The sequence below is a fragment of the Legionella sp. D16C41 genome, from assembly GCF_048541585.1.
In the GTDB taxonomy this organism is placed as follows: Bacteria; Pseudomonadota; Gammaproteobacteria; order Legionellales; family Legionellaceae; genus Legionella_C.
In genome coordinates, this window is the sequence record NZ_CP183303.1 from 50,059 (window position 1) to 63,426 (window position 13,368).

Here is a 13,368-nt window from a genome sequence, read left to right on the forward strand (position 1 = left end):
TGTGTTCATAATGGAATATTGCAAGATAATTGAGAATATGCTGGTGTCCAATATGAGTTTGGAGAGTAAATGAATAGTGAATGTAAACCTGCTGCCAATTTGGAAAGAGGTCTAATGAGGTGAGTAAACTAGTATCTGTCTCTCCGAAAACATTAAGAAGGTTTTAATAATCGATGTAATTTATGCGTAACACCTGCATGAACAAAATCCTTTTCAAAAATAAAACCTAATTTTTTCATGACCTTTAAAGAAGGATAATTGTTATAAGCTGTGAAACAGATAATGTTGCTTAAGCTGAGCACATTAAAAGCATAATTTATGGCAATACGTCCTATCTCTTCTGCAAAACCTTGATTCCAATAGTCGCGTTTAATTTGATAGGTCAGTTCCACTTCAAAATCATCACTCGGGTTTTGCTTAAACAGTTTAAGCCCACCGCGTCCTACGTAGTCATGCGTTTTCTTGTCATACCACATGAAAGGAGCAAAAGCATATTGATTCCAATACGTTATATCTGATTGTAAACGCAATAGAGCATCTTCATACGTATATGAGACACCATAAACTTGACAAAATTCTGCATCGTTTAACATAAACGCATAATCATTATAACAAGCCAATTGTGGTATAAAGGCTAATAAACGCTCACTTTCTAGAAAAGGAGAGTTTATCTTAAAATCCATAAATGCTCTTTTATCTATTTCCTGGCAAAAATTACTTTTTGCATTGGCGTAATCTATAGTGTTATCAAATTGTTTTGCTAGCCTTACTTTTAACGCTTCATACTCTTTTGCAATATTGCTGTAATGACGTAAATAATTGCGAAATAAGATGTGCCTTTCATACCATTGAGATGGGTAATTAACTAAGTGGATTTGATGCGACCTTATACCTTCGGAATTTTCTTTTTGGAAATAACGACGAAATGGAAAAATAGTTTCAAAAGCGTCATTATAGCGATAACCTAAAGATTCAATTTGTTGTATATCTGTAGTTGTGAAAGTATTTAAATTGTTTACCCCTATTAAAATATCAATCACCGGTTTTGCCAGAATTCCTTTAATAGCAGTACTACCAATGTGTTCAATTTTTATTATGTTAGCTATGCCTAAATTAAATAAACTAGTTTTCTCCTCTTGAAACTGAATCTTCCAATTAGGATTGTAGGCTTTTAAGGTAATCATGCTAAATTTAAAGGATGTATTGTACATATTGCATGCTATTAGGCCACAAGATGCGATTTAAGAAAAGTTTTGTACGGAAAATATCTATAATTTTTAGGATAAAAATAAAGAGTAAGAAAATAATATACTATTTTGTTAAATGACTTAAATTTTGCCAATTGGGTTGTAGCAACAAGTAAATTCAAAAGATTTAGGCTCAGCTTGTCCATGTAAATGTAAATAGTAACCTTCATTTTTAAGAAACAAATTAAGGTTAAGTAAATTATCTATCTCATATAAATAATCACGGTGTGCTAATTCCCAATCAGAAATTTGCCTTAATGCTTTTTGCTTTGCTTCAAATTCATTAGCCGCCACTATAAAAATATTTTTATGTAATTCAGTAAATTGTTTTTTATCATAACCCCCTAAGTTTACGAAAAATAATTTATTACTATTATCTTCTGCTTGTTCCTGTGAAATTTGGATTCTATAACCATCTGCATAACTTAACACTCCCCAGGCGTCTATATGTAAGCTTTTTGGTGTGCCCCACCAGCTTTTTTTAAGCGTATCGTAAGTATCTTCTATGGAGTTAGCCACTATAAAGCGGATATCATGAAGTTCGATTAAAGAATTAGGATGGCTGCCACCAATATATACTACAAATAAATTCATTATTAATTATCCTAATAAAACCACAGCTTTTTGAACGTTGACTCGTGTATAAATAATATAACTGTGGAAGAGTTCTTTTTTTATTTCTCAATTTTCTTAGCTAGAGCTTCTATTATCTACGTTTCCAATCAAATAGAAACTAAATGTAATCGATGCTGCTACTTTAGCGCAGTATAATCCATACTACTGCAATCCTAAAAATCTATGCCTGTTTTTCGGCGGCGTATTTTTTCCAATCTGTTATTCTATAGCAATAAGTGTACTATTGAGATTTTTGATGTTTAGTGCTGACCAGATTAATAATTTTTATCAAGCTTTATTAGATAAAAATCCTGCCTATGAAAGTATTTTTTATGTAGGTATAACTACAACTGGTGTATTTTGTCGTCCTACTTGTCCTGCTAGAAAACCTAAAAAAGAGCATTGTGAGTTTTTTAAGACAGCTCAGGATGCCTTGCTTGCTTCTTTTCGTCCTTGTAAACGGTGTCGCCCTTTATCCCATCCCAATCAAGTTTCAGATACCATTCGTCTTTTAGTTGAAGCTGTAGAAAAAGAACCAACAAAACGTTGGAAGTCTGGTGATTTTAAAGCATTAGCTATTGATGAATCTACCGCAAGAAGACAATTTAAGAAGCGCTTTGGTATGACCTTTGTAGCCTATGCTCGAGCAAGAAGAATAGGAGAGGCAATGAAAGAAATTCGACACGGTGCTTCAGTAATTGAAGCTCAATTGCAAGTAGGCTATGAGTCTGGAAGTGGTTTTCGTGATGCATTTGCAAAAATATTAGGTAACGTTCCTAAGCTCATTAATAAACAACTCGTTATCTTAAAAGCTGCTTGGATAGATACAACATTAGGCCCCATGATCGCTATAGCCGATGAAGAATTTCTTTACTTACTTGAATTTGTTACCCGACGAGGATTAGAGCGAGAAGTAGAACGGTTACGACAGCGCGGTTTTGCCCTTATTCCTGGTCGCTCTCCGCCTCTTGAATCGATAGAAACAGAACTCAATGATTATTTTGCAGGCAAATTAAAAGTATTTAAAACGCCCTATCGAGTATTTGGCAGCTCTTTTCAACAACAAGTCTGGGAAGGACTTTGCCAAATTCCCTATGGAGAAACACGAAGTTATAGAGAACAATCAATCTCATTAGGAAAACCTAAGGCTTATCGTGCGGTTGCCAATGCTAATGGAGCAAATCAATTAGCAATCATCATCCCCTGTCATCGCGTTATTGCAAGCGATGGAACTTTAGGCGGCTACGGAGGTGGTTTAGCAGTCAAAGAGTGGTTAATTAATCATGAAAAACAATATAAAACAAAAATAGAGCTCTAGTAGCTTATTTTATAGTAACTATGACAACGACAGAGGATCGACATGAGTTTTTTTTCAGCTAAATGGTTTTTATCTTTAATTATTTTGAGCTCTTTTTCTATTGTTAAACCATTTTCATATGCAGTAACACCTAAACCTATTGCAGAAACCTCAATTCAGAAAGAATTGGCAGAGCTTGAGGCTGCTTCAGGAGGGCGAATAGGTATTTATGCTATTAATACGGCAAATAATAGGCAGCTGCAGTATCATGCAAATGAACGCTTTCCTATGGGTTGTACCTCTAAAGTAATGGGTGTTGCAACTATTCTTAACAAAAGCAAAAGTGATAATACGTTGCTGTCACAGAAAATACATTACTCAAAAAAAGATTTAACCAATTGGAGTCCTATTACTGAAAAATATCTTTCTTCTGGTATGACAGTTAAACAATTATGCGCAGCCTCCATTAGTTATAGCGATAATACTGCCATGAATCTTTTAGTAAAAAGCATGGGGGGTTTAGAACAAATGAATATCTTTGCTCATTCTCTAGGTAATAATTCTTTTCAACAAAATAATGATTGGCCAGCAGAAGCCTTTTCTGGTGGAAAAAATAATTTTAAAGACAGCGCTACTCCTAAAGATATGGCTAAAAGCTTACAAAAATTAGTATTCACGGATACTTTGGCTAAACCTCAACGAGAGATGTTAATATCTTGGTTAAAGGCCAATACAACAGGTGATTCTCGTATTAGAGCAGGTGTTCCTAAAGGTTGGGTCGTGGCAGATAAAACAGGTACAGGGGCAACTTATGGTACAACTAATGATATTGGAGTTGTTTGGCCGCCAAAATGCGCACCAATCGTTATCGCTGTTTACTACACAAATAATGATAAAAAGGCAGTAAAGCGAGAAGATATTGTTGCATCAGCGACGCATTTATTAATCAATAAATTTGCGCAAAGCGATTTGTGCATTAGGAAAAATATTACTAAAGCTAAATCGTTGTAAATCTAAATTCTATAGAGAATGCTTTAAAAAATTAATTAGAAGTTTTGCCGAAAGCTCTCTATAAGTAATACTTATAGAGAGATAAGTTTAAGATAATTTTCGTTCAGCAAACACTTTCATGGCTGCCACCAAATACTCTACTAAATCCGGATGTAGTTGGTTGTAGAATGAACGAAAATCGGGATGATCAAGATACATTTGCCCAAGCCCTAAATAAGTTTCTTTGGTAGGTGTCCAAAAATTCTTAACCCAATCATAATGCTGCTGAATAAGTTTTTGAACAGTATCTGATTCTACCGGCTGGCCTTGCTTGAGCGCGTCCACTATTAAGGCATGAAGTTTTTCACCGGCTTCTTTAAATTGCTCCCAGTTATGTTTCTTCCAATGTGAGACACGCTGCCAGCTGTCATCTATTTGCTTTTGTGAAAGGATCCCTGTATCTAGCATATATTTTTCGTGCTCTTGTTGTTTGAGTGGATCAAACCCATTATACATTTCCGCATCACGCATGATTATTTTTCCTGTTAAATGTGAAATGGTTTTATCAATAGTGTCTATAAGCGTTTTTGTCCGCTCAAGACCTGCTTGTAACATGGATTTATGGGCTTTTAATGATTCAATTTTATCGAAATCATCACTGCTTAAAATCCTTTGAATGTCATTTAGAGGGAAGCCAAGTTCACGAAAAAATAAAATTTGTTGCAGGATGAGCAACTGCTCTTTTTTATAATAACGATACTGATTCTCGCCATAAAAAGCAGGCGCTAGCAAACCAATTTCATCATAAAAACGCAGTGTGCGTGTACTGACACCCGAAAGGGTCGCTAATTGATTTATCGTATAGGCCATTTTTATATTTCTCTAATTAACCAAGTACACGATAAAGGTTGACGTAACGGTAAGGTCAAGTGTTTTTCTCATCTTTATCATCAATAGGCACAATATAGAAAGTTGAAACATTAGACCTCTTGCATAACCTATTTATTTTGCGTGAGTGCAAGGTACCAGGGTTTTGAGGAGCGGAGTTTACATGGCGTAAATAAGCACCGGAGAAAACCTTGCAACACAGCAATCGCGTAAAATAAATAGGTTATGCAAGAGGTCTATTAAACACCTCAAAAAACTTCTTTATACGGTATAATCCAAACAACCAGCAAAGCGTTTAGCTTGGACTAGAATGAACAATAGTAAGTATCAATCCGTAACCCAATTTATCTTAAATATTCTTAAACCTCACAAAAGCTATCTTTTTATTTTTGCTTTTGTGGCTTTATTTTGGGCAATTACGAATACATTGCAACCTTATGTCCTTAAAATCATTATTGATAAGGCGGTAGGGTTTCAAGGGGATAAAGTGACTGTTTTTACTGCTATTGAACCTTACATTTTACTATACATCTTTTTATGGATAATATTATGTGTGAATATGCGTCTACTAGATTGGGCAAAGCTTAGATTATTTCCAACGCTTAGACAAGACGCCATGTCAAAGATGTTTGCCTATTTAAATCAACACTCCCATCATTACTTTCAAAATAATTTTGCAGGCAGCTTGATTAATAAGATAGTAGATATGCAAGAAGGAATAGTTAATATTCTGACTATACTTGATGATGTTTATGCTCAATTATTGGGATTGATTATTGCGGTTGTTACTTTACTATTAATCCATCCTCTATTTGCATTTATTTTAGTTGCCTGGGTTGCTGTATTTCTTGCCATTACTTTTTTATTTTTGCAATCAATTCAAAACCTTTCTCATATATTCGCCGAAGCAAGAAGTTCTTTAGTAGGGAAAATGGTTGATAGCATTAGCAATATTGTGAATATCCGTTTATTTGCTAAACATGGTTATGAAAATAACTACATTGGTAATTCAATTGCCCATACAGTACAACAAGATAGGAACATGTTAGCCAAAATTATTCATATGCGGATATGGTGGGACATCAGTATCATTGCTTTGTTAGGCATCAATCTTTGGATGCTTGGAAGAATGTTTGGGCAGAATTTGGTTACCGTTGGGGATTTTAGTTTTATTATTACTCTCTCAATCAGTATTTTATGGAACCTATGGTTTGTTTCCAGTCAATTTGTTACTTTTTCAGAGCAAGTTGGCAAGTGCCGGCAAGCGCTTTCTATTATTAATGCGGTTCATGGTATTGTTGATATTAAAGATGCTAAGCCGTTAGTGGTAGAACGAGGTGAGATTCAGTTTAAAGATGTGAGTTTCCACTACGCGGATGGCGCACGATTATTCCAAAATAAAAATATTGTTATTCATCCTGGTGAAAAAGTAGGGCTAGTCGGGTTTTCTGGTAGCGGCAAGAGTACTTTTGTAAACCTTATCTTAAGGTTATTTGAAGTCGAATCAGGTAGCATAATAATTGATCAGCAGAATATTAATGATGTCACTCAAGAATCACTTCGAGAAAATATTGCTTTGATTCCGCAGGATATTTCTTTATTTCATCGGACATTAATGGAGAACATTCGTTATGGTTGTTCTAATGCAAGTGATGAGGACGTTATTGAAGCTTCTAAAAAAGCTTATTGTCATGAATTTATCAGTCAACTTAAAGAAGGATACCAAGCGATGGTGGGGGAGCGGGGCATAAAGCTATCGGGTGGCCAACGACAGCGCATTGCTATTGCCCGAGCTATATTAAAAAATGCCCCTATTCTCATTCTAGATGAGGCAACTTCAGCATTAGATTCTGTAACTGAAAAATATATTCAAGACGCTTTGCATCATTTAATGAGCAGAAAAACTACTATTGTAGTTGCACACCGGTTATCAACACTCGCTAAAATGGATAGAATCTTGGTATTTGATAATGGAGAAATTATTGAAAATGGGACGCACGAGGAATTAATTCAGTTAAGTGGCCATTATGCCAAAATGTGGCATATGCAAGCTGGTGGTTTCCTCCCCGAATATTTAGATCATAAAGAGCCTAATGCATGAATCGGAAAGAATCAGATGAGCAAATAATAGACACAAAGGTTATACAGGCAGCCCAAGATTTATTGCAGCAACGTTTCGTAAACGCCTGTGAGATAAGATCAATTACTTTTTTAAGTGAGCCAGAACGAAGAAACATTGTGCTGCGACTGTATTTAGAAAAAAACTTTGTCGATATTCCTGATAGTCTTATTTTAAAACAATCCTTACCTGAGGCAACAGATGATGACGATAAAGATGCTTATGCACGATTTGCACGCGATTGGGCTGGCCTTGAATTTTTAAGTCGAATAAAACAATCGCATCATAATGCGCCAACCTTTTATGGTGGTAATAAAGAGCATCGATTTATTTTACTTGAAGACTTAGGCTTGGAGCATATTAGTTTAGTTGACTCATTAACGCTACCTAATCGCACAGAAGCAATTGCTGCATTGAATCGATTTATGACTGCTTTAGGGAGTTTTCACGCCGCAAGCTATAACCATGTTTCAGAATATGAAACTATTCTAGGTAGTATTAATAAGCCAACAGAAAGCATACAAGATGAACTTAAATTTATTTTTAGTGATTTGCTGCCAAGGCTTGAGCTTGCAAATAAAAATTTGGTGTTATCTACTACACCAGACATTATCCAAGAAGCAAAAGACTTAATTAGATCACTTTTTACACCAGGCTCATTTACTGTGTTAACTCATGGTGATATCTGCCCTGATAACGTTTTCGACCATAAAGATAAAGAATTACAGCTCATTGATTTTGAATGGGCGTTTGTCCGCAATGCCCTATTAGATGGCACCTATTTGCGCATGAGTATGCCTACTTGTTGGTGCGCTAAAGCTATACCTATCGATGTTATTGAACCTTTGGAAGTAATCTATAGAGAACAATTAAAACGGGCAATCCCCGCGGCCTCAGATGATTTAGCGTATATGAAAGCCTATACTGAAGCTTGCGGATTTTGGTTATTACAACAAACTATCCCTCTTCTAAACTCTGTTATAGATAAAGACAGGATAGGTCCATCAGGGCCAACTCCTAAAGTTTCTTTATGGAAACCAGAAGAAAATAACGTCAGGCCACGTGTTTTGACAAGGCTTCAAGCATTTATTGATGTGGCTACAAAAAATGATCACTTACCTTACTTAAGGAAAATGGCAAAAGACATGTTAAGTGCTCTTACATTACGCTGGGCAGATACAAAGCCGCTTGAAGTATACCCTGCTTTTAGGGAATACAAATTATGAAACGATACATCATAACCGGTACCCCAGGCTGCGGAAAAACCTCTCTTATTCGTGCTTTAGAATTAACTGGAGCTAGCGTTGTAAGTGAAGCCGCAACTGATCTCATTGCCTTTAGACAAGTGCAAGGTGATATGACCCCATGGAAGCATTCTAATTTTATTGATGATATTATTAGTTTACAAAGACACCGCCAAATTGATATGTGTGGGGATTATTCCGAACTACATTTCTATGATCGCTCACCAATTTGTACCTATGCGCTTGCTATATATCTTGGCTTTAAACCATCTCAAAACTTAATGGACGAAATAGAAAGAATACATAACTATTTTATTTATGAAAAACAGGTTTTCTTCCTGGAAAACTTAGGCTTTATCATGAACACAGCTGCTAGACAAATAAGTTTTGAAGAGTCATTAAAATTTGAGCAACTTCATAAAGAAGTTTATGCCAAGTTTGGTTATCAATGCATTACTATTCCTGCTAAGTCTATCGATGAGCGAGTACAAATAATTTTGCAGTCTATTTAAACCCTCTGTTGACATCCCGCGACTTGTTTGTGGGACCTAGTGATTCAGTTAAATCGCTGGATCCTGTGGACAAGCCACAGGACGTAGGCTTTGTGGAAAATTAAAGCCTTAAAACTTTGTTCTAGTGCTTAGGCATTTTTTTCCTATTAAACAGCGTGAAAATAATTTAAAATTTGCCATTTTGATTAACTGAGGAACATAGTGCCAAAGTTATTTAGACCTTTATTAGAAGATAATAAGTCCTCTCAAGGAATTCATTATTACTTAAGCCATTCCTCATTTGGAACAGGTGAGGAAGAGTATAGTGATAGATGGGCTACTATTTACAAAAAAAAGCTAACTATTTTTTATGATATAGCTGATATATCTATGTTAAATAATGGTGGTAGATATGGTGTGTTTCATTCAGGGTTTAAATGGAATATTCTTGATGAAGAGTTAAATAAGGTGGAAATTATACCAAAAGAACACTTAGCTTTAGAAATTACACTTTTAATTAAAAAAACTCCAGATACCAATCTGGCTGTACAAATAATGACTTATCCTAAAGTAGAAGCAGCAGGCGCTTTATTAGTATTAGCAGGAATTTTAGCATGGACTTCAGCGCTAATAACTTTAATCCCACCCGTTGCGGCAGCCATTGCTGTAAGTAGCGCCACCATTGCATTAGTTGGCGGAATTATACTGGCGATAGGTCTAACTATGGCACTAGTCTCACGTTATTGTGAAAAAAGATTAGATAATGCACCCCTAAAAGAGAATTTTCTGGATTTAACTGTAGAGCAGTTAAATGAGCCCAGTTCTCAAAAGTCATTTAGCGCGCAGGCAAAGAAAGCTCTACTGCCTTCTTTCTTCCAAGAAAAAGCAACTGCGAGCGGAGTTACAGAAAAAGCTGCTGACGAGAATTTGCCAACATCGCCTGTTTTATAATTAATAGTCTAAACTAGTTGCAATAAATAGTTATCGGCTTGAATGACTAAATAATAAACAACGATTTAGTATGATTAAAAAAATTATTTCAGGTGGCCAGACTGGTATCCAAAGGTGGCCTGAATGAAATTGGAGTCTATATTAATAGAATCAGATACAACCAAGGTTAATGCAAGGACAAATTTGCCCTGGTATAAAAAAAGTTTATTAAAGGCTCCTTCTATCAAGCCTACGTCCTATGGCTCGTCCACAGAAGCGTGCCATTTAACCGATTCACTGGATCCCGCGAACAAGTCGCGGGACGTAGGCAGTGGGTTAAGTTGAAAGACTTTTTCCACAAAGCCTACGTCCTGTGGCTTGTCCACAGGATCCAGCGATTTAATTGAATCATTAGATCCGTGAGCACGTCGCGAGACGTAGGCAGTGGGTTAAGTTGAAAGACTTTTTCCATAAGGCCTACGTCCTGTGGCTTGTCCACAGAAGAGTGCCATCTAACCGATTCACTGGATCCCGCGAACAAGTCGCGGGACGTAGGCAGTAGGTTAATTTGAAAGACTTTTTCCACAAAGCCTACGTCCTGTGGCTTGTCCACAGGATCCAGCGATTTAATTGAATCATTAGATCCGTGAGCACGTCGCGAGACGTAGGCAGTGGGTTAAGTTGAAAGACTTTTTCCATAAGGCCTACGTCCTGTGGCTTGTCCACAGGATCCAGCGATTTAATTGAATCATTGGATCCGTGAACAAGTCGTGGGAAGTAAGGCCGTGGTGAAAAAGATGTTTCTCTTTTTTTTGCTTGTCCAAAATTAGAACTTTAATTAAAAACTTCTTACTTAGTATATATTGAATCATTTCTACTCAATAAAGAAGCAATTTCTCTTATTAAAACTCGCAATTATTAAATTTTATACTATGTTTAAACTGTAGTAGTTAATTAAGGACTATTAACTAAAGAGGAAATAATATGAAAAAGTTAATACTCACAGGAGCTTCTATTGCTGTACTTTCAGCTAGCTTAGTAGGTTGTGGTTGGAATACAGTAGATACTGTTGGAAATGGCCTTGTCAGTACAGGTACAGGTGTTGTTACTACATCTGGTGCAGTAGTTACAAATACTGTAGGTACTGGTGTAGGTGTATTAACAGGTCGACCTGTTATTTATCGAGATATGGTTGCTTATCGTAGACATGGTGTTATTTATCGTGATGGCCATACTTATACTGTTCAACATGGTCGCTATGTTATAATGCAATAATTTGTATCTACCTTCGCTAGGTTAGCTTAGTGAAGGTAGACTAGATTCTCTTATTTCTTTGCTTAAACTATGCACTAATATTCCTATAAATTCTTCAATTACTTTACTATTTTAAATTAAAAGTAGCTAAAGATTAATCGTCATATCCAATGAAATAATTACTTAATAAAAATTTACTATGAAATTTGCATACAGCTCTTTATCAACGATAAAATTGTATTTATTTGTATACTTAACTTACTTTAATTAAGTCATCATATAAACTTATTGTAACTCCAATATATAAATAGTTTATAAGCTATTATTTATTAAGGTGAGCTTTATTAAATTGTTTATTAAGCTGGATAATTATATTCGGGAGCGCACTTATGAAAATCCTTCTAGCTAGCTTTTTTTTAATGGCTTGCAGTTTGTTAACAGGCTGTTGGAAGACTGAATCGGGGCAGAAGTCTGGGGTTATTGTAAAAGTAGCTAAAGAAGGCCGTTACTGGGGAACTTATGAAGGAGAGCTAATTCGAGGCGGGCTTGACAACGCGAGTGGAGTAACCGGGCGAGAATTTAATTTTACGCTTGGTCAATTTAAGTCAGATTTAGTAAACCAAGCAATCTATGCTATGGAAAATAATAAGCATGTAGTCCTTACTTATCACTGCGAAGCCTATGTGTTCCCTTGGCGTGGTGAGACAAAATGCTTTGTAGATAATATTAAGATCTTAGAGCATGCTAAAGGGCAATAAAGTTTCTAGCGGCATAGTCTCAATTAATTTAATTAAAATATATAAATGAAGGGAGTAAGACCTTTATTATAATCTGTTCACTTATAAGTAAAATTAATTAATTTTATTGTGAGTTAATTTCTTATTATCTTATGTCATGCTAAAGCAGGACTACATAGTTTATCTTCTTCCTCTTTGCTCTCTAGTTTTTGTTTTAATTTATATTCATTTAAAAGTACTAATGCTTTTTCAAATAAATGTTCAATTAATTCGGTTTTAACATCTAAAGAGCCATCGTTTTCTATAATAGCTGTAGTGACACCATTTAAAAATTCTGTAAACAATTCGCTTTGCTTTTCTGGAGAGTCTCCTTTAGCAACAATAGCCTGAGTAACTTCATAAGCAAGTTGTTTAATGGGCGTATTTTTTAATTCAGACTTAGTATGACTTAGTACTTTTGATAAAGCGTCTAAGTTAAAAAATCGATGAGGATTTAACCCAGCAAGTCCTAATTCTTTTTCCTTTTGTAAGCCGGGCGAGGATAAGTTATTAATAGACGGTATTATCAAAGGTGTACCGTTATCTGATAAATTTAAAGAATTGTTAATAACATTTTGATTATCAGCAATGGGGCTAGCTACTCTCTGAAAGAAAACCTCTAACCAATTAGCAGTTAATTCAACATTAATATCATCTTCAGGAAATCCATATATAGCATGATTTTTCTGATGCGAAAGATAATTTTTCATCGCCTCAAAAGGTTTGGGCATTTTACCCGGATAAATAATAAAATTATAATCTAGTGCTATTGCCAGCCATATTACTGCTGCTGTTTCTTCAATTAAATAGTCTTTAGAACGCGTTAGCCATAAATCATAATCGGCCTCATCTTCATGTCTCTTAGCAAACTCATTTGCTGATAAATTAATACTACTTTGCAGCTCAGAATCTAATTGGCAAAGTTTTTCTAATGCCAATTGTTTTTTTTCATAGATAGAATGTTTTAACCAATCTTGCCATCTAATTATTTGAAAGCCTAAATCATTGGTTTGTGCCATTTCATTTATAACTTTAATTTTTTCAGAAGTGCTCAGATCACCATAGAGGGTATTGAATTTTGTAACAGATAATCCAAGGGGCTTTAAAAAGTATTGTAAATGGTCTTCAAAATAGTTAGACCCCAAATCATTTGCTTGCTGTTTTAATTCTTTTTCAACGGTAGGATCTTTTTCGTCTTTTAAATTGTGCCAGTGTATTTCATCTGCAATAAGAAAAGTAACTAATTTGTGCGGGCTTTGCAGTGCCTGGTTTATGATAGCTTCTAAATATTTATTTTGGCAAAACTCGTTACCTTTGATACTTAATAATACAAGACTTGTTGTTTCTTGTAATGAATTTTTAAATAAAGATTTTGTTTTACCATTAAATTTAGCCGCAATAAACTTGTTATTTTTTGGGCCTTTGACTCTCATTTTTACCTCAGCCGGAATAATTATTTATTAAATAAAAAGTCTAGAAATTATCGTTCTACTTTTTTTAATAAAACTTAAAATTCT

12 protein-coding genes are annotated in these 13,368 nt (G+C 35.2%); 8 read left to right on the top strand and 4 right to left on the bottom strand.

What is annotated here, in order from left to right; translation table 11 throughout:
* Positions 1–152: 152 nt before the first annotated feature.
* Positions 153–1,211: a GNAT family N-acetyltransferase gene (locus tag ACNVED_RS00210; protein WP_419419764.1), complete on the bottom strand. Its 1,059-nt coding sequence runs from the start codon at positions 1,209–1,211 to the stop codon at positions 153–155.
* 117 nt (positions 1,212–1,328) lie between these two features.
* Entirely contained in the window at positions 1,329–1,841 is a 513-nt protein-coding gene (locus ACNVED_RS00215) for a DUF1543 domain-containing protein (protein WP_419419765.1), read from the bottom strand.
* A 277-nt stretch (positions 1,842–2,118) separates the two neighbouring features.
* Between ACNVED_RS00215 and ACNVED_RS00220 the strand changes: the two genes are divergently transcribed.
* Positions 2,119–3,180, top strand: a complete 1,062-nt coding sequence (locus ACNVED_RS00220) for a bifunctional transcriptional activator/DNA repair enzyme AdaA (RefSeq protein ID WP_419419766.1) — start codon at positions 2,119–2,121, stop codon at positions 3,178–3,180.
* Between the two features lie 42 nt (positions 3,181–3,222).
* Positions 3,223–4,170, top strand: a complete 948-nt coding sequence (gene bla / locus ACNVED_RS00225; protein ID WP_419419767.1) for a class A beta-lactamase — start codon at positions 3,223–3,225, stop codon at positions 4,168–4,170.
* Positions 4,171–4,257: 87 nt separating this feature from the next.
* On the opposite strand, the gene ACNVED_RS00230 is transcribed toward bla, so the two are convergent.
* Positions 4,258–5,019, bottom strand: a complete 762-nt coding sequence (locus tag ACNVED_RS00230) for a MerR family transcriptional regulator (RefSeq protein ID WP_419419768.1) — start codon at positions 5,017–5,019, stop codon at positions 4,258–4,260.
* 328 nt (positions 5,020–5,347) lie between these two features.
* Between ACNVED_RS00230 and ACNVED_RS00235 the strand changes: the two genes are divergently transcribed.
* From ACNVED_RS00235 to ACNVED_RS00260, 6 genes are all read left to right on the top strand, one after another.
* Positions 5,348–7,138, top strand: coding sequence for an ABC transporter ATP-binding protein (locus tag ACNVED_RS00235; protein ID WP_419419769.1), 1,791 nt, complete (start codon positions 5,348–5,350; stop codon positions 7,136–7,138).
* Positions 7,135–8,382: a phosphotransferase gene (locus ACNVED_RS00240; RefSeq protein WP_419419770.1), complete on the top strand. Its 1,248-nt coding sequence runs from the start codon at positions 7,135–7,137 to the stop codon at positions 8,380–8,382. Before ACNVED_RS00235 ends, ACNVED_RS00240 begins: the two co-directional genes overlap by 4 nt.
* On the top strand, positions 8,379–8,912 hold the full coding sequence (locus tag ACNVED_RS00245; RefSeq protein ID WP_419419771.1) for an AAA family ATPase: 534 nt from the start codon (positions 8,379–8,381) through the stop codon (positions 8,910–8,912). Before ACNVED_RS00240 ends, ACNVED_RS00245 begins: the two co-directional genes overlap by 4 nt.
* Before the next feature lie 201 nt (positions 8,913–9,113).
* Positions 9,114–9,842, top strand: a complete 729-nt coding sequence (locus ACNVED_RS00250; protein ID WP_419419772.1) for a hypothetical protein — start codon at positions 9,114–9,116, stop codon at positions 9,840–9,842.
* 963 nt (positions 9,843–10,805) lie between these two features.
* Entirely contained in the window at positions 10,806–11,096 is a 291-nt protein-coding gene (locus ACNVED_RS00255; RefSeq protein WP_419419773.1) for a hypothetical protein, read from the top strand.
* A gap of 368 nt (positions 11,097–11,464) precedes the next feature.
* Positions 11,465–11,833 carry a hypothetical protein gene (locus ACNVED_RS00260; RefSeq protein ID WP_419419774.1) on the top strand — a complete coding sequence of 123 codons (369 nt, stop codon included), beginning with the start codon at positions 11,465–11,467 and terminating at the stop codon, positions 11,831–11,833.
* A 134-nt stretch (positions 11,834–11,967) separates the two neighbouring features.
* Here the strand turns inward: ACNVED_RS00260 and ACNVED_RS00265 are convergent, their stop codons facing one another.
* Positions 11,968–13,284: a hypothetical protein gene (locus tag ACNVED_RS00265; protein ID WP_419419775.1), complete on the bottom strand. Its 1,317-nt coding sequence runs from the start codon at positions 13,282–13,284 to the stop codon at positions 11,968–11,970.
* Positions 13,285–13,368: the final 84 nt, after the last annotated feature.